We start from the raw sequence: 22,586 nt of genomic DNA, 5'->3' as shown, positions 1-22,586 counted from the left end.
TTGTTCTCGAAATTTATGTACTTAAAGTCATTCGCACATAGTGTAGTTTCATTTCTAGTGGTGTTTTCCCTACTGGTTCCCTCTGTTGCCCCTTTTTTGAAGTGTGACAATGAGTTGATTATTTCTTTGGATATTTCTGATGAAGAATCGAAAAAGGAACATAAGAAGGAATTGGATAAGGACGTGTTCTTTCAGGACCTTATCGAAAACCCAAATCTAGAAGAAATTATTTCACAAAAACTTTTCGATAACTACGGTAAATCCTTTACCGAAGTACATCAGGAAATCTTCCTTCCCCCTCCAGAACATAAAGGTTAATTTTTCAGCACAACCAAAAAATTAATCATCAATTTTCCCTTTTGATGGGGATAAACTATTGTATTATGTTTAAATATTTAAAAAACGATTTACCAGCGAGTATCGTTGTATTTTTTGTGGCTTTGCCTTTATGTTTAGGGATTGCCTTGGCGAGTGGAGCGCCGCTATTTTCAGGTCTAATTGCAGGAATAATAGGAGGAATTGTAGTAGGAAGTTTAAGTGGATCACAAATTGGAGTAAGTGGACCCGCTGCGGGTCTTGCTGCTATTGTATTGGCAGCTATAGCTACCCTAGGTAGTTTTGAGAATTTCCTTTTGGCCGTTGTATTGGGAGGTGCCATTCAATTACTATTCGGAGTGCTAAGAGCGGGAGTTATTGGATACTACTTTCCATCTTCAGTGATTAAAGGAATGCTTACGGGAATTGGAATCATCATTATCCTAAAGCAGATTCCTCATTTCTTTGGATATGGAGCTAATCCGGAAGGAGATTTTGGCTTTATCCAGGTAGACGGAGAAAACACCTTTTCCGGAATCATAAACGCCATAAACTCTATTAGCCTAGGATCTACCCTTGTTGCTGTTGTAGGTCTTGGAATCTTAATCCTTTGGGAAAAAGTACTTTCTAAAAAGGCTAAAGTTTTCAAACTGGTACAAGGTCCTTTAGTGGCTGTGGTTTTCGGAATTCTGTTCTTCGCTTTAACGGGAGGAACCTCTTTGGAAATTGCCAGTGCCAATTTGGTAAGTGTACCGGTTCCGGAAGACGCGTCTTCATTCTTGGCTCAATTTAGTTTCCCAAATTTTGGTGAAATCACTAATCCAGCCATTTGGGTAACGGCATTTACCCTTGCCTTGGTAGCGAGTTTGGAAACACTTTTATGTGTTGAGGCAACCGATAAATTGGATCCAGAAAAACGTGTAACACCTACCAATCGCGAATTATTGGCGCAGGGAGCTGGAAATATGATTTCTGGATTTATTGGAGGACTTCCTATTACACAGGTAATTGTACGAAGCTCTGCTAACATTCAGTCAGGAGGTCGCACCAAAATGTCGGCCATTATCCATGGATTCTTCCTTTTAATTTCCGTGATGTTAATTCCAAGACTATTAAATATGATTCCATTGTCAGTGCTGGCTGCCATTCTATTGGTGGTAGGATATAAATTGGCAAAACCTGGTTTGTTTGCAGTGATGTACAAAAAAGGGTGGAAGCAGTTCGTTCCCTTCATGGTTACCGTATTGGGGATTATCTTTACCGACCTTTTAGTGGGAATCGGACTAGGATTGGCCGTTGGAGTAGTTGTAATCTTAATTAAGAGTTACCAGAACTCTCACTTCTTGCACAAGGAAGATAACAGCAATGGAGAGACCAAAATTAAGATGACCTTGGCTGAGGAAGTAACCTTTTTCAACAAAGGAGCGATCCTGAAAGAACTGGATAGTCTGGAAGAAGGGAGTTATTTAGAATTAGATGTTCGAAAAACCCGATATTTGGATAATGATATAGTAGAAATTCTCGAAGATTTTTCAGAAAAGGCAAAAAATCGCGAAATTCACATCAAATTAATTTCTGAAAGGGGCGTAGTCGAAAACCCAGACAGTTATATCGAATTTTTTAAATTAAGACCAAAATCAGCATAAACCTTATAAATTATGAAAGCACAAACCCAAGAAACACAAGCGGCAATGACACCGCAAACTGCTCTAGACGCATTGAGAGCTGGAAACGGAAGATTCGTTAATGGAGCCATGGTTTCTCGTAATCTGCAAGAGCAGATAAACGATACGGCTTCCGGACAGTATCCATTCGCTACGGTACTACATTGTATCGATTCGCGCGTGTCTGCCGAGTTGTTGTTCGATCAGGGAATTGGTGACGTATTCAGTATCCGTATTGCTGGGAATTTCGTTAATGACGATATCCTAGGAAGTATGGAGTTTGCGTGTAAGTTGGCTGGAACCAAACTTTTGGTAGTTCTAGGGCATACGGCCTGTGGAGCTGTGAAAGGAGCTTGCGATCATGCTCGTTTGGGGAACCTTACTACTTTGATCAATAAGCTGGAGCCTGCTGTAGATGCAGTGGCAGAGCCAACTGATCCAGCACAGCGTACTTCTGCGAACATCGATTTCGTAAACGAAGTAGCTAAGAAAAACGTACTTATGACCATGGATAATATCCGTTCTAAAAGCCCTGTGTTGAAGGAATTGGAAGATGATGGAAGTATCGCCATTGTTGGTGGAATGTACGACATCGCTACAGGAAAGGTAGAATTCTACTCCTAAGGAATTCCACATATAAATTTGAAAACCCGCAATTGAATTGCGGGTTTTTTTATGGCTACAAAGTTTTTGGTCAAGCGGTTTTTTGAGGTTTTCATTCATGAGCAAAAAAATAGCGGAATAGAAAAATCAAGTAATTGCTTCCATTCCGCTGATTCATCTTTTAATTTCGATCTATTCCATTCGCTGCATAAATGCTCTAATCTTACTAATGATTTCGTTTCCGTCTTCCTCCAGAGCAAAGTGACCGGTGTCGAAAATGTTATAGTCTATGTTTTTTACATCATTTTTAAAGGCTTCGGCACCACTTTCAGGGAAAAAGGCATCATTTTTACCCCAAACGATTAATAACGGAGGTTGATTATCCCTTAAATATTGTTGCCACTTTGGATATAGTTTAATGTTGTTCTGATAGTCGTAAAACAAATCTAGGTTTACCTTATGAGCCCCTGGTCTTGACAGGCGTAAATAATCAAGATTCCAGGTATCAGGGTTTACATTCTCGGGATTTCTAACACCATGGGTGTATTGCCATTTTAACCCTTCCAATGAAAATACTCCTAATAATGCTTTTTCGGTTTCATCATTTCTACCGGCCCAAAGCTCACGCACAGCGGCCCAAGCTTCACCCAATCCTTCTTCATAGGCATTACCGTTCTGATTTATGATACCCTTTACTTTTGAGGGATGTTTGGTTGCAATCCTAAATCCGACGGGTGCTCCATAATCCTGTATCATTAAAGTGTAGGAATCCAGTTTTAACTGCACCAGTAATTTATCTATTGTATTGGCAATGTTGTCGAAAGTGTAATCGTATGCGTCGGGTGAGGGGAAGTCGCTTTCACCAAATCCGGGATAGTCAGGAGCGATGAGATAAAATTGATCGGATAATTGAGACAAAACCTTTCGGTACTGATGAGAGGAAGAAGGAAAACCATGTAATAAGACGATTGTTGGGTTGCTAGGATTTCCTGCTTCGCGATAAGCGATGTTAATTCCGTCAATGTCCATTTTTTTGAATCGAACAGATTGATGGGTGGTATCAACAACTATTTTAGTGGTTTCGGTAGTTTTGGGTGTTTCGCATGATGCTGTAAAGGATAATGCGATTAAACTTAGGATTAAAAAATAATTTTTCATGTGAACAATTTTTAGTTTATTACCGAACGAACGGTAAAATTTAAAGTTAAATTTTTTTACAGTGAATATCTGGTTTCAATTTTTTTAAGTGCATTTTTAAATACGTTAGGAGAGTTCATGCCCTTGGCAACGACTAGACTACCTTGAATATCGATCAAGGTTTGTACCGAAAGTTCATGGGCCTTGTCCTTAGAAAGTCCAATGGACATTCCAAAACTTTCGAAAGCGTCTATCCATTGTTGCATTCCCTTTTCTATTTGCTGCTGGAACAAAGTAATGCCCGATTCTAACGATAGGGCCCTGAAGATACAGGTTTCTTTTCCCCCATTGTAGGAGGAGTCGATTTGGTACAGTGCTTGGACCAATCGCTTTTTAGGTGCTACCTCTTCATTTTTTAATTCGTTTAGCACATGTACTTCCACCCATTTTTCAATATGGGTCAAAACCGTTTTGGCCATTTCTTGCTTTCCTCCAGGAAAACGATGATAAAGACTAGCCTTTTTCAAGTTGGTGGCTTCGGCCAGTTCTGAAAGGTTGGCGCCGTCGTAGCCCTTAGAACGAAAGACGTGCGTCAATCCTTTTATCATGTCCGAATCCAATACTTTTTGTGGTCTCATACGGCAAATATAGTCAATTAAAAGCAATTACCAAACGTTCGGTAAAAAATAATTATCGAACTTATACGGAATATGTTAGAGTTTACATATAGACAACGGATTGGGTTTTAAGAAGTCTTCGCAGGAGTGATTTTCTGAAGCCGTTCTTCACTTCAGGTTATGTTTTTTCCTTTTATCAATCCATAAATTATATTAATAGGAAAGATGATTTGTCCCAACACCATAATTGCGATTACGAGTGTTATGACGAAACTTAGATTGTTGTTCAATTCATATTCCATTATTTCATCCCCATAGAACAAGGTCATAATCCATACGATTATGGCTCCGCCAAAAGTAAGTCCTATATGGATCCCGTTCAGCCATTGAGATAACGCTCTATTCGTTTTGTACATCGTCCAGTAGCCAATTCCGATGACTCCAAAAACAAAGGAAATTAATGTTGTTAGATGCGAATAAGCGATCACAAAATAGGTGTCGTGTACATTGATATCGAAAGCGGTATCTCCACTTAAAACTCCGATGAGCAGTACCATCGGAATGGAAAGTAAGAAGATTAAGTATGGCTTCTCAACGACTGTTTTCATTCAAATGCTTAACCCCTTTTTATTCGAATAATACCTTTATATCCAAGTGAATTGTTCATAAATAATATTGTTCTTTTTCATGAAATTTCCAAACTTTGAATAGGCATCATTCCCGTTAAAATGTTTTTCAATAGCCAGTAGAATTGCCATTTTATCATTTATGTCCGCCCCGAGTAAAGCGGCTATTTTTTTCACTTCTTCAAATTCGATCGTATAATAGTATTCATAGTCCGAATCGCCCATCAAGTCTTTCACAGTCTCTCCGATGTCATACCCATCAAAAATTAACTGATTGTTTTCATTAAAATATATCTCCATTGAGATTTTAATGCTAGGGCTTTCAAATTCATAAAGGGTGATTTTTTCCATTCTCTCAATGTAATTGGTCAAAACTATTGGATTCGAAGCAATACCGCCAGACGAAATTTAGCCTCGTCTAATCGTTAAATGGATGATTTTTCAGAATTGTTTGATGCTCTCTCACTTCTCTTTCTTTCCAATCTTCATGTAAAATTCCGAGTAATTCTTCTTGCTTGGCAAACATGATACGTCTAAAATCTTGTCCCTCAATTCTATTTTTCAATTCGTAGTGAGAAGCCATTGAAAAGGTGACAGAAGAAAATATCCAATATAATAAGTCATGTAAGCTAGAGGTTATTTTTCTTTCACGTTCACGCCCTCTTTCTGAAATTACATAATTATATAGCCCAAAACTATCCAGTTCAATATTTGGTGTTGCGTCTCCAATAGGTAAGCTAAAAGTTGGTAACAAATAATTGGGCGCATTAATTTTTTCGGCCAATTGGTTCACTATGCTCTGTATTTCAGTTAAGGTTTTCGGCATATGTTGTACTTAATTGTCCTTTACCGTAGGCCTAATTTGGATTGGGATATATTTCTCTGTTACTTCATTTAAATCAATAAAGGTCCAATTTGCATTTTTCCTAGTCTTTATTCCATAGGTTGGAACTTCATTTTCAATATAGAACCTAGCATATTTTGTAGAATTAATAATTATGATAGTATCGATTTTAATGCTTGTGACTTCTGGAATACTTGATTTAATGTTACCGCCAGAAACATCTTTTAATAACTCTTCTTTTGAGATATTGTCAAATACAAAATCCGGAAAATATTTTAGCAAAGTTTCATAATCTGACGCATTAATAGCCTTAATTGAGTTAGCCACATCCAGCGCAAGACTATCCCTCTCGGTCTGGGAAAATGAAATTATTGAGTTTAATATCAATATTATGGAGAAAAGCTTTTTCACGATAAAATAGTCATTGTTGGTCAATTTTTATTTTCTCTTTTTTAAATGTATTAATACAGTGATAAAAATCATCTTTTCGAAATTCAAAGGGTCCAATGTTCTGAAACCATTTGATGTTTCTTCCAACAGTCTTTGGATTATCTGCTCTCGTCAAAGTCTCGTCAATGCCTAATTTATTCCATTTTACGGTGTCTCCATCTAATTTCATTTCGACAACCACCACGGTACAACTAAAGTCACAATCGTCAGGGCACATTAAAATCGGGACGATTTTAATTTCATTAGGTCTCAAATCAATTCTCTCCCAAACCACTTCTTCTTCATTTTTGTTGTAAAGCCATCCATTCAATAATGTTGAAACCAAACCCTTTAAATGCCCATGGTAATCTATTGTCTCTGCAATTTTATTCAATTGAACCCCATCAATCATCATCACTAAATGAGGTCCATTCGTGTATTCCGTCTTATGATATTCTGCCCTTATTTTATTCATTTAACCATTGCTTGTGTTCGGGATAATCTTCACTTCAATACTTTTCAGGTTTTGTTAGCTACTTCATTTTCTCTTACTATAAAATCCACGTTCCCTTAGACATTGTTATCGAATATCCACCTACTTTGATGTCATACATATTTCCACTTCTTTTTCCTTCTAAATATAAGTAGGACTTTCTATTCATTTGAAACCCTTGCTCGATTTTGGCACTAATCACATCAGATTTATTTCTAAGCAAATATGCCAGAAAGCATCCATTGGCACTTCCCGTAGCGGAATCTTCTTTTAAGATTTCATCTTCAATGCAAAACATTCTCACATTGTAATCATTCCCATTTTCAAATGTTTCATCTGTAAAAAAAAGGAGTGATGTACTAATTCCGCTAGGAGAATTAGATTTATATAATTGATGTTTCAGTAAAAAATCTTTGAACTGAGGAGCATTTAATTTAATTTGATTCATGCCTTCTAAGTTCTGTATAGGAATAATAATGAAAGGTAGACCCGTTGATATCTCTTGAATGGGCAAAGTATCGCTTAAAATGGAAGGAGCAATTCCTAACCCAGTGGCTACTTCATCTACTTCAAATTCTTTCAAAAATGCTGGTTGGGATTGAGTCATTGTATACAAACATGACTCTATTTGATTTACATCCGACAGTACCACTTCAATTTCGCCATTCATCAAGTCTAAGATGATTGTGTTTGAAGGAGTACGCATCAAATAATTTGCGATGACATAGCTGGTTCCGATCGTTGGATGTCCTGCAAATGGAATTTCCGATTCTGTAGTGAAAATTCTTACTGCATACTTATTTTCTCCTAATTTCTGTTTGATAAATGTAGATTCGGCAAAGTTAATTTCCTTAGCTATACTAAGCATCTCATCTTCATTGAGTGCATCCTCCAAGTCCAAATTAACGGCGAGCTGATTGCCTCCGTATTTATTCTTAGCAAATACATCCAGAATGTAATAATCGATTTTTTTCACACGTAATTCCCTTAAAATTTTACTGAGCCAGATATCGCTACTATGAAGGTACTACTTTTATGGGACCTGCGTGAGGAGAAAAAGCTCAGAAAAGGGGTTCTGACTATTTCAAAAAATAGAATTACGTCGATACATCTCCCTAAAGCCCAATACGCCCGTAAAAATCGCTCTTGTAGCTTTCACCAATGGGAATGCGAATGTCGTCGATAACGATCTTGCTTCTTTGTATAGAATCGATCCGACCTATGTTCACAATAAATGACTTGTGTACCCTGAAGAAATCTTCCTCTGGCAAATGTGTCTGCATTTCCTTAAAACTCATTAGGGTAAGGATGGGCTTGTTGCTTCGGGTGGTGTGAATCTTTAAATAATCTTTCAAACCCTGTACGTACTTTATTTCCTGAAATTCGATCTTCACGTTGTCGTATTCCGACTTAACGAACATATACGTCTTTTTTTCTGTTGAGGTAGTCCCGAAGGCAGGTGAAACATTCATATTGTGAAAGGGTTTAGCATTATTCTTTAATTGTAACATTTCCTTGGCGCGATTCACCGCCTTTAGGAATCTGGAAAAGGGGATGGGTTTTACGAGATAGTCTACCGCGTTAAGCTCGAAGCCTTCCAAAGCGTACTGCGGATAGGCGGTTGTAAAAATGAATAAGGGTTTTTTGTCGAGCGCCTTTATGAAATCAATTCCGTTGATTTGGGGCATCTCAATGTCCGAAAATACCAAATCCACCTCCTGCGATTGCATGACTTGCATGGCTTCCACAGCATTGGTATAGGTTCCCATAATCTCTAGGGTGCCAATGTCTTCACAATAGGATTTTATCACATTGAGCGCCAAAGGCTCGTCATCTATAATGATACATTTCATGCTATGAAAGAATTAATTCTAAATCTACAAAATACCGCTTCTCATCTTTGCTAATGCTTAGACTATGTGCGTTTGGGTATAAGAGTTCCAGTCGGCTACGAATGTTGGTAAGTCCTATACCAGAACTTTTCTCGTCTTTTTTATAGTTTCCCAAAAAGTTGTTTACTCGAAAAATCAATTTGCTGTGCACGATCTCTATGGAAATAGCAATATCGGTGACCCCCTTAAAATCCGTCCCATACTTAAAGGCATTTTCTATAAAGGATATAAGCAATAGTGGATAAATCTTTCGGTCCTCATAGTCACCTTTAATGGCCAAGGTGACGTGTTCGCTATTGGATAGGCGAAGTCGCTGCAGGGAAATATAGTTCTTTATATAATTGATTTCTTTGGTCAACGGAACCTTTTCTTCCCGTGCTTCGTACAGCATATACCGCATGAGTTCGGAAAGGGTGATGACGGCTTCGGGAGCTTCGGACGATTTGTTGCGAACCAAGGAATAAATACTGTTCAGGGAGTTGAACAAAAAGTGGGGATTCAGCTGATTCTTCAACAATCGCAATTCTGTTTCCGTTTTCTGGATTTCCTTTTGCTTCACCATCTTGTCCCTTTTGTAGAAATCCTTCACTAGAGCAATGGTTCCTCCAAAAAGAAAGAAGGCAAAGGAGATCATCGTAGGGATAACATACCGAAATTGCCGCATTTGCTTTGGGATTCTCTGCTGCCGCATGGCCTTATTTATTGCATCGAAATCTGCAGAACTAGGCAAATTCATGACAATAATGTTCATTGCGAAGAGCAGTAGAATGGAAAGACCTATGTACTGAATCATTTTCTTCTTCAAAAGTAGCTGAGGTACCAATACCAAATAGTTGAGATAGAAAACGAGGCCATTCAAAAAGAAACGGCTTAGCATATGAAGATCCAATTCCCCGAACTGGGTATACGAATAACTGATGGGAAATGATAAAAGGCAGACCCAAGCAATGACATGTATCCAAAATTCTTTGTACGAAATCGATCTAAAATTCATGCGATGGTTTTTTGCCAAGGGTCTTGCAACTAATTTTTAAATGTAATACTTAATTCTTCAAGCTCTTCCTTGCTCACAGTGGGAAAGTCGCCTTTTACCAATTTTTTAACGACCACCGTAGCGACTTTCTGTGCTTCTTCCTTAGATTGAAAGCCCTGTATTCCTTTGACTCCCGGAATGTGACTTTGTTTAATGATCAATTGGTTGTTTTTGTAGATTTCGTAATACCAATGGGATGAGTTGGAAAGTTGGGCGATCTTGCTATGATAGGCCGGAGTTGTAGCTTCACGGGATTCCGTAACCATTAGTGTAAGGACAATGACTACAATGAATATAATGGAGACCGCAGCCAGATAGGATATTCTTCTCTTCATAGGTATTTTAAAGGAACTGGAGGGAATTACACCTAACAACCATAAACGTGACGTAATCCCCTAAGCCAGTTCTTAATCAAACAAAATAATCAACAAAACAATGTATTAGTCATCTTCATCTTCTTCCTGAAAGGGGAAGAATTCAAAATTGTCGTCCAAATAGAGCGTGCCACTTCTTCCTAGAGCAAGAAAGGCACGTGAATCGTTGTAAAAAGAGATAGGGTTCTCCCTTGACGTTTTTTCGATCGAAGTCTTTTGTTCCCAGGAATCGGAACTGGGGTCGTATTCCCAAACCGTGGTACTGGCCCCAGCTCCTAGGTTTCCACCAGCAATATATCCTCTTCCGTTAAGGGCGAATCCACTTGCACCCGAACGGGCTATTTCGTAATCGTCTTCTGCGTCTATAGGATCAAGCTCTGTCCAAGTTTCATTGTTTGTATTAAAAGCCCAGAAATCATCTGCGAACACTCCGTTAGAAATTCCAGTGCCTATATATACTGTGTTGCCTATAGAAAATGCTGTGCCATCCCTTCTTTTGGAGCCTCCAAAGCCTATGAGTTCCGTCCAAGTATCGGCATTGGGATCATACTCCCAGAAGTCTTTTTTGTCGTTATCCCCATCAAATCCAGTGCCTACGTAACCTGTACTTTCCGAATTGAATCCAATAGCACTTCTACGTACGCCTCCGCCAAAATCGGAAATGGGTGCCCACGTATTGTTTTGTGGATTGTATTCGTAGAAATCGGCCAATTCATTGTCGCCGTCAAAGCCCGTTCCCATATAACCACGATTTCCGATAGCAAAGGAAGAGGCGGCACTTCTTTCCACTCCTGGGAAATCCGATAACTGAATCCAAAAGTTCCCGTCCATATCATAGGCCCAAAAATCCTTGAGGTAATCGTCCCCATCGTATCCGGTTCCCATATAGCCTATATTGTTGATGGTGAATGCGGCCGAATTACTCCGCGGCGTCCCATCGAAAATGGAGCGGTCTACCCAATTTCCCAAACGGTCATCACCATCATCGTCATTGTTGCAGCTTATCGCCATAAGCGATGCTAGTGCTAAAAGACCGATACGTACAATATGGCCGTTGTTGTGGGATAAGTTTATTGTGAATTGTTTGTTTCGCATAAATGGTGTTATATAAAGGTTCATTAAAATCGAGGGCAATGTAGAAAGGCCTTTTCCCACGAAGAAATAAACTATACCATTCATCCAATTTTGTAGATCAATCCAGACATTTTATCTACCAATCCCAATTGGCGGTCAATTATGTTAAAATAAAGTGTTGGTCTACAAAATGTTAGCGTTGGTCTATCGCACTTTATATCCTTACAGTCATGCTCTTTATTTGCCTCATAATTATACCATTATGAAGCGATTGCTCTATTACCTTTTCCTTCTGCTCTTTGTTGTGGCGTGTAGTTCGGACTTTGAAGAACTTCCCACTTTCGAAATAGGGCAGGAGTTTACCGACTCTAACGTACGGGTCATTTCCATTGATACCTTTTCGGTATCACTTTCCACCTTTAAATTCGATAGTATTATTGTAGAAGGTACCGATCGATTACTGGTTGGGCGTTATGAAGATGAATCCTTCGGGAATGTAAGCGCGTCCAGCTACTTTGAGCTTATTCCGTTGACCTATCGGGTTGAAGAAGAAGGCGTTCTGGATAGTGTGGCCCTTATATTAGATTACGACACCTATTTCTACAATGACACCACGGCTATTTCTGAAATTCTGGTTCATCGCTTACTGGACGATGTGGAACCGGAGGACGAATTTTATTACAACACTTCCACCATACCCTTCGATCCTGTTCCCTTAGCTACCAAATCCTATCGCCCGGAGCCTTTCGATGAGGATTCGTTGCACATTAGTTTGCCATTAATCTTTGGGCAAGAGATTTTTAGGGCCATTCGCGATGGAGATGTAGATAATGACGGCGAGCTTACCGATTTGTTCAAAGGGCTAACCATACAGCCAAATTCTACCAATAACGGAGCTGTGATTGGTTTTGAAAGTGATACGGAAGAAACATTTTTGCGGTTTTTCTACAAAGTGGAAGACGAATTCGGGGTAGAAGAATTTACATATGATTTGGTGGTGAATCCCAATCAACTTTCCGAAAAGAAATTCAATAATATTACTACCGATTTCAGCAATACCCTATTCGAGGATTTGGATGATCCGGAAACCATATTAGCTTCCTTGGATTCGGATGATAGGAGTTTTACCCAAAGCGGTTCTGGTTTGGCCATTCGGCTTCAATTGCCGAGCATTAAGGAATTGAACAACTTAGAGGGAACAGGAACACTATTAGATGCCATTCTTGAGCTACGCGTTCCTTCAGAAACACTGAATACCGATTTGGTTGTACCTGATTCCTTGAGCGTAAATCTTTTAGATCAGAATAATGATTTCCAAGGACAATTGTTCGATGGAACGGAAGCTGTTTACGGTACGCTAAACGACGAGGATAACGAATTCAATGCAGACTTTTACGAGGTCCCCGTTCGTGCCTATATCGATAGGAAATTAGCCGAACCTTTTGAGGCAGACGATGCTCTGGCCATTTTCCCTACCGGCTTTACGAGCAGTGTAGACCGATTGATTGTAAACGGGGAGAACAGCGAAAATTTTAACGCCAAACTTATTTTGATCTATGCCATCTACGACGAATAATATCCTTTTGTTGCTGCTTCTTGTGCCTGTAGGAGTCATTGCGCAAAGTAATAATCTAACCGGCTCTCCCTATTCTCTTTTTGGATTGGGCGTGCAGAGCAACTCCAATTTGGGTGGTTTCAATGCATTTGGTAAAACAGGAATCGCCTATGGGGAAGGATTCGTTGTGAATCCCTACAATCCCGCCGCCGTTAGTAATGTGCCAGAAAAAACTTTTTTGTTCGATATCGGGATTAATACAGAGATCAGCGCTGTTTCCAACCGGGCCGACGATGAAAGGCGTATTGCTTCCAACTTTTCGAACATCGCCGTAGGTTTTAATCCCAGCGGAAAATGGGGAGTGGGACTTACCTTAACGCCTGCTACCAATGTGGGGTATTCCCTTATCGGAATACAGACGAATATAGAGGGAAGTGTAGAAAATTTTACAAGTAATGTACTGGGGTCGGGAGGCATTAATAGAATGAGTTTGGACTATGGAAGAACCTTGTCCGATACATTCAGGGCTGGTCTTAATGTCTCCTACCTTTTTGGAAACATAGAGGAAACCGAAAGTGTTATTTTGGAAGACGATATCCTTCAGATTGAAGAGAAAAATCACTACAACGGATTCCAATTCGGGTTTGGGATTCAGTACGATCCTATCAAAAACCTGAGTGTAGGAGCAATTGTAGACCTTCCTGTATCCTTGAAGGGAAGCCAAGATCGCAACGTAGTAAAGACATTAGACTTTAACCCCACTTTGGTAGAAGATGAAACTGGGGTAGCGATCGATAACTTTTTATTACCCTTGGAATATGGCTTTGGGGTAAGTTCCACTCAATTAAAAGGGCTTACCCTAAATGTGGATTACACCCGAAAGGAATGGAGCAATACCAATCAGAGAGATAATATAGGGGAGTATGTAGATCAAGATATAATTGGTATGGGAATGGACTACACACCCAATCGTCGCGGATTCACCTATTGGGATCGGGTAAGTTATCGGGCGGGCTTTCAGTATGACTCAGGGTATTTAAAGATCAACGATTTCAATGTGTCCAGTTATACACTTTCAGCTGGGATTGGACTGCCCTTCGGAAAGAAAGGATCTACCTTCAATATCTCTTATAGCTATGGGAGTCAGGGACAGGTAGAAGGAATCCTTATAGAAGAAAACACTCACTTAATCAATCTTAACCTAACCCTTTCGGACATCTGGTTCTTGAGACGAAAAATTAATTAATAAAAAAAGAAATATATGAAAGCATACCTTTTAATTATGGCATTGGTACTCCAAATGATGGGCATTTCCTATGCACAGGAAATGGGCACTGTGGAAGAAATGGCCGCACAACAAACCGCATTAATGGATGATAAGTTATCATTGAGCGGAGAACAGAAGATTCAGGTAGAGACCATCAATCGTCTGTATACCCAAAAACAAGTGGATCTTATGAATAGTAGTGGATCTATGTTTTTTAAAGTGGGAGACATGAAGGAAATAGGACGATCTAAAGCAGAAGCATTAAAGGCAGTTCTCACCGAAGAACAGATGAAAATATATGAAGATGAGGTCATTCCCATCTTGAAAAAACAGATGAAAAAGAAACGGAAGTCCTAGTGTTTGTATCGTGTGGACTTACATTGAAGTTTGGTTAATAATTTCAATTGTTTCCTGAAATGCTCTGGGTGTCTGGAGCATTTCTTTTTGATCGCAAGTTAAGTTGGGATTAAGTCAATGAACCAAAACCCCATCGATTTTTTGGTTGCATCCGAGTCATCTTCTTTAGGCGCCTTGTATTCACGAAATACTTTTTCGCCTTTTTCGAAGGTCACCGGATTTTTGAAAATAGGCCCTTCATAGCAAAAGGTATGGAATTCCCCATTTTCGCCACAGGGATCCACATTGTCCGGGAGATCTTTTACAAATGAAGCATCCAGTTCACGACCTACAAAAGATTCGTCGAGTAATTCCGATTTAATACAAACCACTACCGCCTTAAACCCAAGTTGGATAAATTCCTCCATAAGAGCTTTGGTATCCCTTTTCCAAAGGGGAAAAATGGAGGTAATACTAAATGTTGCCAACTGCTGTTCCCGATATTCCCTCAAATCTTCCAAAAAGATATCGCCAAAGGCACAATGGGTATAACCATCGTTCTTCAGGGTCCTTAACTTATTGGTCATGATGCGGTTGTAGTCTTCCATACTCGGTTGTTCTGGAAGGGGAATGGTGTCTAAGGGAATGCCAATTTCCGCGGCTTGTCGTTTCAAAAGCTCCGTGCGTAATCCGTGCATGGAAACACGATCATAGTGCGAGTTTATAGTAGTGATGAGCCTGTCAATTTCGAAAGAATCATCTTTTTGTAGGTGATACAGGGCTAGGGAAGCGTCCTTTCCCGAGCTCCAATTGAAGTATGTTTTTTTTCGATTCAAAAGAATTCCCAATAAGGCCATCAAACATACGAATTATTGATGGCCAAATTGGGATTATGTCTAACGCTTTTTAGGGAAATACCCCGTCATTCACGCTGGGGTTTCGGAAACTATCAGGTCCCCGATCTTTCCTTCGGTTTCTAAGCAAAGCTGGAATCTGGTTGAAATCCAAGAAGTATTGCAGCTTCACCGAAACCGTATGGGTAATGGGTTGTTTAAAAAGGGTGTCGATACTTTCCACATACGAATCCCTGGCGGCATTGTCAAAATTGAATAACTGATTTCTATACAGCGCCGTTAGGAAACTTCCAGGGGCAAACTGCCACGAGTAGCTCAAATCGAAATTCCAAGTAGAGAAATTAATATCTGGATTATCAGGAATATTTGTGGTAGTATAACCGGTTTCGTTGGTCACGTATCCGTCATCCTGAAGAGAGAACAGAACACGGTCGTATTCTACCGTTCCCCAGTAGTTACGCAAAGTTAGCGCCAATGTGTTGTTGGGGTTAAAGTTGAAGCTGGTGTTAAACGTTTGCTCCACTTCCAATCGCTTACGATCCCCAATAATTACATCGTCATCTACTTGGGTTACATACCCACGATCGCCGGTGTAGTAATCCCAAGATACGGTATAGGAAAGCTGAAACTTATCATTCATTCTGAATCGCGGACTGAAACCAAGCCACCAATTCCCATAATCACGATCCTCATCGATAAAGGTTTCCACTCCGGTCCATGCATTTACAGAAAGTCGTTTGTTAGTATTAGATAGGTACCATCCATTTATGTTCGCACCGTTCTTGGTAATGAAAAAACTACCTTCCTTTCTAGGTTCAAAGTAATCGAATTGTCTTCCCGGTTGTAGGTTGATATTGAAACCACCTCGGTGTAGTTTTTTGGTAGTACCGTTGGCCCAAAAACCGAACCCGAAACCAGTAAAAGTACTGGGGTCTGCCAAACGGGTGTAGTTTACGTACGTTCCTACGGCATAGCGATTCCACTTTTCAGTAGGTTCGAAGATGCGGTAACTAGCGTCCACTCCAAAATTGTTGAAGTTGTTACGGAATTGAAGCCCAATATCATTGATGTCATACTTTGTATCGGCATATCTATGATCGAAGCTGTACCTTAGGTTTCCATGGGTCTTTCTAATAAAAAAGAAAGAACTATACCCAGTAGTGGTTTCGCCAAAATCCCGAACGTTACTCATTTTAAGGTCCGCCCTAATGTTGTAGGTGTTACGCTTATTCGAAATACTTGAAATGATCCCCGTAACATTGGCATCCCGAAAAGAACCACTACGCAATACGTTTGTGTTGATAATACCCACAGACGAGTTCCCATTAAACTGCTGATCGGCCACAACGATATTGTAATTGGTGAAGGGCTCCACCTCTTCGGTACGAATTTCTCCGGTTACCGTATTTTCGATAGTGGCATCGGTACTTTCGGTAATGGAATTGAATATCCCAAGACCCAATCCTTTTTTCGTACGCCCCGATACTTTTACTGCGTTCAATACTTTTACGGTATTCGGCATATCGATAACCTCTTCATCGTCTCCTAAGGTTACACTTCCTGTAGGTGCATTTCCTACTCTTCGGGAGAAGAACAGGTTTCCTTTATTGAAAAGATCCACACCTTCGGTAAAGAACTGACGTTGTTCGGAGAAGGTCTGTTCAAAAGGGCCAAGGTTCAAGGAGACATTATCGAAACGGGCCTGGCTAAAATCGGGAATTAACGTGGCGTCCAACGTAAAATTCTCGGTAATTCCATATTTCACGTCCAAGCCCGCATTATAATTATCTTCAAGCTCCCCGTCGAAACTATTTTGTACGGTAGATACAAAAGGGTAAAATGCCAAACGCACGGGAGGTTCTAAATTGGACAATCCTTTTAACTCACCATGATATAGACCAATATTTCCTTTTGAAATATCAATGGGATTCCATGTATATTGAGAATCGTCCCTTCTAAACCGCCTATGAAACTGAAGCCCCCAAGTGTCTAAGTTTTTATTGTCGAAACGGAGACAGCGGTAGGGGATTTTCATTTCAACGGCCCAGCCATCGTCATTGATCTTCACGGCACTGCTCCAAACAGCATTCCATCCGAAATCTTCTCCAATACTGGGATTGGCAATGGCATCGGCTTGCGTACCCGAGGCAAATACAAAGAATTCGGTATCGTTTTGGGCATCGTTATTTGGATTTACAACGAAGCCGAAAAAGTCGGATTGCCCAAAATTATCTCGACTGGAAAGTTGTTTTGCGATCAAAGCGGGGTCATCGTAAAGATAGGCACCCACATAAATGGCCTGATCGTCATAGGTGAGTTTAACAATGGTTTTTATGGAATCCGTGTCCTTAACGCCCATATCGGGCCTAAACTGGGTAAAATCCTTGGCCTCTTGGGCATTGGCCCAAATAGCCTCGTCCAGCACACCGTCTATTTTGGGTGCCGTTTCAGTTCTTGAAATTTGAAGTGTTTTTTTTACAAGTACTTCCGCTTGTTCGGGTTCTTTTTCTTGCTCTTGTGCGGTGGTGGTACATACAAGGCATACGGTGAATAGTGATAATAGAAGCCTTTTCATTTATTGGTTGTTGTGATTGATGATGTTACTGTAAAGACCAGACGATTTTAGATTCGTTACAGGTGAAAACGCGGAAAAACGTTATTAATTCGTTAAAATATGTGTTAAAATCACCTAGAGCGCGGTCCCTCTTGGACTTAGCTTTGACATTTTAATAGTGAAAAGGAGGAAAAAATGTAGGAAAAGGTTTAATCCTACTAATCATTGAAGGGACAAGAAGCGAAATAATCCTGAATACTGAACTTTCTATCTTCGAAAGTTTCAGGTAGGATTTTGAAGTGTTTTATTCTATCTATTCTGAAGGCTCTGTAATCGTTCCGCAAATGACACCAGGCGATAAGAATCCATTTATTTTCGGCCGAATACATGGCACAGGGTTCAATTTTCCGAAAGGTGATATTAGGATCCTCCGCCTTTTGGTAATTGATTTCAACAAAGTTGAAGTGGGTAATAGCTAACTGAATTTCAGAAAGGGCATTACTAGTGAAATCCTCGAAATTCCAATTCAGAATGTGGATTTTGTCGCTTAACAATTCACTTTTCTCCTGAACAGAAGTTCTGAAGACGGACTTGATCTTAGTAAGGGCGTCGTTGAAGTCGGTAACAAAGGAGACGTCCTTAGATTGATTTACAATATGCTGGGCCGTTACCAGAGCATTGGCTTGCTTTTCGGTAAATTGAACCGGAGCAACCGTATAATTATCGACCAAACTGTAGCCGCGACCTTCTATGGTATAAACGGGAATGCCCGCTTCCTCCAATTTTCGGATGTCCCTGTAAATGGTACGGATGCTTACATTGTATTTGTCCGCCAATTCGGAAGCAGTGAGCAATCGCTTCGATTTTAGCAGGGTAAGGATCGATATGAGTCGGGAGAGTTGCGACATAAAACAAAGATAGCGAACCCTTTTCAGGATTCGCTATGCTATTTTGTTTACCCCATGGAGTGAAAGGCTACGCGATTTCCTTCCGTATCGATGAATTGGGCAATGAACCCATTTTCTTTAATATCGGTCTTGGGCATCACTACTTTACCACCGGCCGATTCTACCTTAGACAAAGGAATGCTAAGATCATCACCACCATTTAAATACACGGTAGAACCGTCTGCCGAAGGGTTCATACCTTCCATTTGTAAAATGGCGCCTCCAACTTTGTTGCTTTCCATATCATAGTGGAAGATTCCATATTTTACATTTTGCTCCTCCATGTGGTGGTCAGTGATTTCTTCTCCCAAAACTGCAGAATAGAATTTTTTTGCTCGTTCGTAATCGCTTACGGGAATCTCGAACCAATTAATTGCATTTTTCATGATTATGTTGTTTTTAAAATTAGAACTACTGCAAAAGTATCGGGTGTTGAGACAGATGGTGTCAGGGGTGGTTTTTTATTTTTTTGGAAGTGAAAGGTGAAAGTTGATGGGTGAGGAGTGATGAGTCATTTAGCAGTTTGTCATCCTGAGCTTGATGAAGGATGGATGTGAGATTGATTGGTTGGTTGAAATGTTTAGTTGTTGAATCGTTTAGCTGCTTAACTGTTGAACGCATATCTCTTTTCTGTTTTCTCTTCTCTCTTCTCACTTCACAGATTCTGTAAAATACGTGTAAATACTTCTCGATTTTAAAAAAAGCAATCAATACTGTAACGTTTTCAAATTTCCTTAATCTATAGAGTAATTAACAGTAGGGCAGTCTACTAACATCATCATCACTCAAAAACAACATTATGAAAAAACAAACTCTATTTTTTGCGATACTTCTTTGTGCAGCTATGGGAACAACCTGGGCTCAAAAAGTAGTTAATGTAAACTCCTTCGACAAAGTAATTATTAGCCCTCATATAGAAGTAACCTTTGTAGAGGGAACGACCGAATCGGTAACCATTGAGAATTCTATAGTGGATGAATCTAAACTAAACATCGAAGTGGAAGGAAAAACACTACGGGTATATCTAGATGGAACCAAAAATATCCCGAAACAAAAGAAGGTATATGAGCACGGAAGAAAAACAAAGAAACCGCTTTATAAAGGAACGCAGGTGACAGCGACCGTAACGTATATTTCAGTAGATGAGTATTCCTTACGTGGGGAAGAGCGAATGACTTTTCAAAGTCCTATTGAACAAGAAAAACTACGTTTAAAAATTTACGGGGAATCTGAAGTATCTTTTGAAGAATTACAACTGGATGAGTTGCGAACTACAATTTATGGAGAGAGCGAATTAACCGTGAAAGCGGGAAATGTTAGAGAACAGAAGATCGTAGCCTATGGAGAAAGTAGAATCGATATGGCCCAAATTGAAAATCGCGAGAGCCGATTAACAGCCTATGGAGAGGCAGAATTTGAATTGAACACATCAGACCTCATAAAAGTCACCGCTTTCGGAGAAGCCTCTGTAGGGTATACGGGTGGTGCCGATGTGAAAAAAGGACTCGCCTTTGGAGATGTTAAGATATACACACTGGATTAGCCATCCTTAGAATGCTTAGTAAAACAAAACCCGCAACTTACGTTGCGGGTTTCATTTTGCGGAGGAAGAGGGATTCGAACCCCCGGAGGTGTGACCCTCAACAGTTTTCAAGACTGCCGCATTCGACCACTCTGCCATTCCTCCTTTTGCGGGTGCAAATATACAAGGCTTTTTCTTTTTCTGAAAACAAATTTTCAAGAAAAACTACCCCACAATCGGGATGGGTTTCTTATCATCGCCCACCGCTACAAAGGTAAAATAGCCCGTCACCGCTTTGTCGCGAGCATCGCTGTACATATCTTCCATATAGATATCTACCTTTACCACACAACTGGTCCTGCCCACTTTGTCCACTCGGGCTACCAATTCTACAATCGTTCCCTGGGGAATAGGCGTGGTAAAATCGATCTTCTCAGTAGAGACGGTAACCACTTTCTTTCGGCTAAATCGCGTAGCGCAGATGAAGGAGGCCTCGTCCATCATATGCAATGCCGTACCTCCAAACAGGGTGTCGTAATGATTGGTAGTGTTAGGGAAAACGGCTTTGTAGATGCGGGTTTCGCTATTCTGTATGCGTTCGTCTATGTCGGGCATAATATTTCTTTTTGATGCTATTAAAATATTCGATGGGTTTATACAAAAACCCTCATTTGTGATGCGTATTTTTGCACCATAAAGTTAAGGGAAATAGCATGGCTTCAGAGATCATAGAAAAATTAAAATGGCGTTACGCCTGTAAAAAATTCAATCCTTCCAAAAAACTTACCGAAGGACAAATACAAATACTTAAAGATGCGTTCAACCTCACCGCAACTTCTTACGGACTACAACCCTTGAAGATGTTGGTCATTTCCAATCCGGAGATCAAGGAACAATTGGTGCCCTTGTCTATGGATCAGCCACAGGTAAAGGATGCCTCGCATGTATTGGTATTGTGCAGGGAGAATGGGATTTCTCCAGACTATATAAAATCACATTTCAATAGGGTAGAAGACATACGCAATACACCCCGTGAAATTTTAGATCCTTTTCAAGAGTATTTGTTAGATTCTTTCGCAGGAAAAGAGGCCGAAGAAGTTTCTTTATGGATGTCCAAACAAGCCTATTTGGCCCTAGGGAATCTATTAACTGTTTGTGCCTTGGAAGGTATCGACGCCTGTCCTATGGAAGGCTTTGAGCCTGCCAAATACGATACATTATTGGGGTTGAAAGAAATGGGGTTGACTTCCGTATTGGTATTGCCTGTGGGCTATAGAGCAGACGATGATCTATTTTCCGAATTGAAAAAAGTAAGACGTGGGGTAGCCGAAGTGGTGATCGAAATGAACTAACAACGGCTCTAGGTATTTATCGTATCTTACTGCTGTGATTACGAATACCACACGCAATTTTCTAACCACCATAATTACCAGTTTTTTCTGGCTTTTCTTTAGAAAGAAGTACCGAAAGTATTCCATTGGATTGCTCATCGTACTTTTAATAGGCTTTCTATTGCCTCAGCCCATGTCCATTCCCGTGGAAGGTGCCACTACGGCCGATTGGAGCCCAGATTCCTTTTGGGCGTATCCGTGGGGAACCTCCATTACGCATAAAGGGATCGATATCTTTAAGGAACGGGGAACTCCCGTTACCGCCGCTACCTACGGTATAGTGGTTTATACGCATGAAGGTGGAAAAGGAGGGAAGTCGGTCATGGTGTTAGGCCCTAAATGGCGTTTTCATTATTATGCACATTTGGATCGTGTAGATGTATTTCCACTGAAGCCATTGGCCATGGGATCACAAATAGGAACTGTTGGGGATACGGGCAATGCCAAAGGAAAACCACCACATTTGCATTATGCGATTACCACACCTTTTCCCTATATACATCTAAGGGATACCGAGGCCGTGCATGGTTGGAAGAAAATGTTCTATCTCAATCCTGATCGCTGGTTTCGTCCGTAACGTATTCTTTTTGAACCGCTTCAATATCGCCCCAGGTACTCCAAATGGCTCCCAATAGTCGTTTGAATTCGGTAGAGTCGGCGGTTTTTTCAATACTATCGAACAATACGTGCATTTCCCCCCTTAAATCGGGATACTTATGGGTAAGCGGAGCAATGCTATCCCAAGCGGTTATATGCCCATCAAAGGCCTTAGAGAAAGCCGCTGGGCAATCGGAAAAATCCATGCCGCGTAACTGTTTGGTGTATTGGGCTATGGTTTCGCTCAAGGAAATGGTTTCACAGGCATGGTTTCGTTCTTTTCCGTATTCGGAATCTTCCGCTAGGATGCGTTCTATGCAATCCGCAGGGGACGCTACGACTTCTTCTACTGGAGTTTTGCCCTTATCGCTTTTGCAGGATAGTAGTGTTATGAAAGCAAAGGTGAAGAGGAGTGTTAATGGTTTCATGTTTAGCTTTTTTTGATCTAATGTCTACTATTAA

At 40.3% G+C, this 22,586-nt stretch carries 27 protein-coding genes and 1 tRNA gene; 9 read left to right on the top strand and 19 right to left on the bottom strand.

Annotated elements, in window-relative coordinates; translation table 11 throughout:
* Positions 1-15: 15 nt before the first annotated feature.
* From POV27_RS12295 to POV27_RS12285, 3 genes are all read left to right on the top strand, one after another.
* A complete protein-coding gene (locus POV27_RS12295) occupies positions 16-318 on the top strand; it encodes a hypothetical protein (RefSeq protein ID WP_272863074.1) in 303 nt (100 codons plus the stop codon).
* 65 nt (positions 319-383) lie between these two features.
* On the top strand, positions 384-1,961 hold the full coding sequence (locus POV27_RS12290; protein WP_272863073.1) for a SulP family inorganic anion transporter: 1,578 nt from the start codon (positions 384-386) through the stop codon (positions 1,959-1,961).
* A gap of 12 nt (positions 1,962-1,973) precedes the next feature.
* The gene (locus tag POV27_RS12285) at positions 1,974-2,603 is read left to right on the top strand and encodes a carbonic anhydrase family protein (RefSeq protein WP_272863072.1); all 630 of its coding nucleotides are present in this window, start codon (positions 1,974-1,976) and stop codon (positions 2,601-2,603) included.
* A gap of 171 nt (positions 2,604-2,774) precedes the next feature.
* On the opposite strand, the gene POV27_RS12280 is transcribed toward POV27_RS12285, so the two are convergent.
* The 12 genes from POV27_RS12280 to POV27_RS12225 all read right to left on the bottom strand — a co-directional run bounded on the left by POV27_RS12280 (position 2,775) and on the right by POV27_RS12225 (position 11,122).
* A complete protein-coding gene (locus POV27_RS12280) occupies positions 2,775-3,740 on the bottom strand; it encodes an alpha/beta fold hydrolase (protein ID WP_272863071.1) in 966 nt (321 codons plus the stop codon).
* A 56-nt stretch (positions 3,741-3,796) separates the two neighbouring features.
* A complete protein-coding gene (locus tag POV27_RS12275) occupies positions 3,797-4,357 on the bottom strand; it encodes a TetR/AcrR family transcriptional regulator (RefSeq protein WP_272863070.1) in 561 nt (186 codons plus the stop codon).
* Positions 4,358-4,509: 152 nt separating this feature from the next.
* Positions 4,510-4,944, bottom strand: a complete 435-nt coding sequence (locus tag POV27_RS12270) for a cbb3-type cytochrome c oxidase subunit I (RefSeq protein WP_272863069.1) — start codon at positions 4,942-4,944, stop codon at positions 4,510-4,512.
* Between the two features lie 36 nt (positions 4,945-4,980).
* Positions 4,981-5,313 (bottom strand): hypothetical protein, encoded by a 333-nt coding sequence (locus POV27_RS12265; protein WP_272863068.1) that lies wholly within the window; start codon positions 5,311-5,313, stop codon positions 4,981-4,983.
* A gap of 67 nt (positions 5,314-5,380) precedes the next feature.
* Entirely contained in the window at positions 5,381-5,788 is a 408-nt protein-coding gene (locus POV27_RS12260) for an Imm63 family immunity protein (RefSeq protein WP_272863067.1), read from the bottom strand.
* A 9-nt stretch (positions 5,789-5,797) separates the two neighbouring features.
* Positions 5,798-6,217 carry a hypothetical protein gene (locus tag POV27_RS12255; RefSeq protein WP_272863066.1) on the bottom strand — a complete coding sequence of 140 codons (420 nt, stop codon included), beginning with the start codon at positions 6,215-6,217 and terminating at the stop codon, positions 5,798-5,800.
* 10 nt (positions 6,218-6,227) lie between these two features.
* Complete coding sequence (locus tag POV27_RS12250; protein WP_272863065.1) at positions 6,228-6,710, bottom strand: hypothetical protein; 483 nt, start codon at positions 6,708-6,710, stop codon at positions 6,228-6,230.
* A 76-nt stretch (positions 6,711-6,786) separates the two neighbouring features.
* Positions 6,787-7,704: a PhzF family phenazine biosynthesis protein gene (locus POV27_RS12245; protein ID WP_272863064.1), complete on the bottom strand. Its 918-nt coding sequence runs from the start codon at positions 7,702-7,704 to the stop codon at positions 6,787-6,789.
* Positions 7,705-7,843: 139 nt separating this feature from the next.
* Positions 7,844-8,581 (bottom strand): LytR/AlgR family response regulator transcription factor, encoded by a 738-nt coding sequence (locus tag POV27_RS12240; protein ID WP_272863063.1) that lies wholly within the window; start codon positions 8,579-8,581, stop codon positions 7,844-7,846.
* 1 nt (position 8,582) lies between these two features.
* A complete protein-coding gene (locus POV27_RS12235) occupies positions 8,583-9,614 on the bottom strand; it encodes a sensor histidine kinase (RefSeq protein WP_272863062.1) in 1,032 nt (343 codons plus the stop codon).
* Between the two features lie 29 nt (positions 9,615-9,643).
* Positions 9,644-9,988, bottom strand: coding sequence for a DUF4907 domain-containing protein (locus POV27_RS12230; RefSeq protein WP_272863061.1), 345 nt, complete (start codon positions 9,986-9,988; stop codon positions 9,644-9,646).
* Positions 9,989-10,093: 105 nt separating this feature from the next.
* Entirely contained in the window at positions 10,094-11,122 is a 1,029-nt protein-coding gene (locus tag POV27_RS12225) for a Kelch repeat-containing protein (RefSeq protein ID WP_272863060.1), read from the bottom strand.
* Positions 11,123-11,363: 241 nt separating this feature from the next.
* Between POV27_RS12225 and POV27_RS12220 the strand changes: the two genes are divergently transcribed.
* From POV27_RS12220 to POV27_RS12210, 3 genes are read left to right on the top strand one after another with little or no spacing between them, the layout of a single operon-like run.
* Positions 11,364-12,677 carry a DUF4270 family protein gene (locus POV27_RS12220; RefSeq protein WP_272863059.1) on the top strand — a complete coding sequence of 438 codons (1,314 nt, stop codon included), beginning with the start codon at positions 11,364-11,366 and terminating at the stop codon, positions 12,675-12,677.
* Complete coding sequence (locus tag POV27_RS12215; protein WP_272863058.1) at positions 12,658-13,902, top strand: BamG family beta-barrel-assembly machinery protein; 1,245 nt, start codon at positions 12,658-12,660, stop codon at positions 13,900-13,902. Before POV27_RS12220 ends, POV27_RS12215 begins: the two co-directional genes overlap by 20 nt.
* 15 nt (positions 13,903-13,917) lie before the next feature.
* Positions 13,918-14,280 (top strand): hypothetical protein, encoded by a 363-nt coding sequence (locus POV27_RS12210; protein WP_272863057.1) that lies wholly within the window; start codon positions 13,918-13,920, stop codon positions 14,278-14,280.
* A 98-nt stretch (positions 14,281-14,378) separates the two neighbouring features.
* Here the strand turns inward: POV27_RS12210 and POV27_RS12205 are convergent, their stop codons facing one another.
* The 4 genes from POV27_RS12205 to POV27_RS12190 all read right to left on the bottom strand — a co-directional run bounded on the left by POV27_RS12205 (position 14,379) and on the right by POV27_RS12190 (position 19,000).
* On the bottom strand, positions 14,379-15,095 hold the full coding sequence (locus POV27_RS12205) for a Dph6-related ATP pyrophosphatase (protein WP_272863056.1): 717 nt from the start codon (positions 15,093-15,095) through the stop codon (positions 14,379-14,381).
* A gap of 70 nt (positions 15,096-15,165) precedes the next feature.
* Positions 15,166-17,688, bottom strand: a complete 2,523-nt coding sequence (locus tag POV27_RS12200; RefSeq protein ID WP_272863055.1) for a DUF5916 domain-containing protein — start codon at positions 17,686-17,688, stop codon at positions 15,166-15,168.
* Between the two features lie 197 nt (positions 17,689-17,885).
* Positions 17,886-18,575 (bottom strand): helix-turn-helix transcriptional regulator, encoded by a 690-nt coding sequence (locus POV27_RS12195; RefSeq protein WP_272863054.1) that lies wholly within the window; start codon positions 18,573-18,575, stop codon positions 17,886-17,888.
* Positions 18,576-18,622: 47 nt separating this feature from the next.
* Entirely contained in the window at positions 18,623-19,000 is a 378-nt protein-coding gene (locus POV27_RS12190) for a VOC family protein (RefSeq protein WP_272863053.1), read from the bottom strand.
* A gap of 413 nt (positions 19,001-19,413) precedes the next feature.
* Here POV27_RS12190 and POV27_RS12185 point away from each other — a divergent pair, with 413 nt between their 5' ends.
* Entirely contained in the window at positions 19,414-20,157 is a 744-nt protein-coding gene (locus POV27_RS12185; protein WP_272863052.1) for a GIN domain-containing protein, read from the top strand.
* 59 nt (positions 20,158-20,216) lie between these two features.
* On the opposite strand, the gene POV27_RS12180 is transcribed toward POV27_RS12185, so the two are convergent.
* Both POV27_RS12180 and POV27_RS12175 read right to left on the bottom strand, forming a co-directional pair.
* A tRNA-Ser gene (locus POV27_RS12180) sits at positions 20,217-20,301 on the bottom strand.
* A 60-nt stretch (positions 20,302-20,361) separates the two neighbouring features.
* On the bottom strand, positions 20,362-20,751 hold the full coding sequence (locus tag POV27_RS12175) for an acyl-CoA thioesterase (protein WP_272863051.1): 390 nt from the start codon (positions 20,749-20,751) through the stop codon (positions 20,362-20,364).
* Positions 20,752-20,849: 98 nt separating this feature from the next.
* Here POV27_RS12175 and POV27_RS12170 point away from each other — a divergent pair, with 98 nt between their 5' ends.
* Positions 20,850-21,488 (top strand): NAD(P)H-dependent oxidoreductase, encoded by a 639-nt coding sequence (locus tag POV27_RS12170; RefSeq protein ID WP_272863050.1) that lies wholly within the window; start codon positions 20,850-20,852, stop codon positions 21,486-21,488.
* A gap of 34 nt (positions 21,489-21,522) precedes the next feature.
* Positions 21,523-22,104: a M23 family metallopeptidase gene (locus tag POV27_RS12165; RefSeq protein WP_272863049.1), complete on the top strand. Its 582-nt coding sequence runs from the start codon at positions 21,523-21,525 to the stop codon at positions 22,102-22,104.
* Here the strand turns inward: POV27_RS12165 and POV27_RS12160 are convergent.
* Positions 22,076-22,552, bottom strand: coding sequence for a hypothetical protein (locus tag POV27_RS12160; protein WP_272863048.1), 477 nt, complete (start codon positions 22,550-22,552; stop codon positions 22,076-22,078). The genes POV27_RS12165 and POV27_RS12160 overlap by 29 nt on opposite strands.
* Positions 22,553-22,586: the final 34 nt, after the last annotated feature.

It is taken from the genome of Aureisphaera galaxeae, assembly GCF_028561275.1.
Classification (GTDB): Bacteria; Bacteroidota; Bacteroidia; order Flavobacteriales; family Flavobacteriaceae; genus Aureisphaera; species Aureisphaera galaxeae.
Note: the sequence above shows the minus strand (reverse complement) of the source record. Positions and strands in the feature narration are given on the sequence as shown.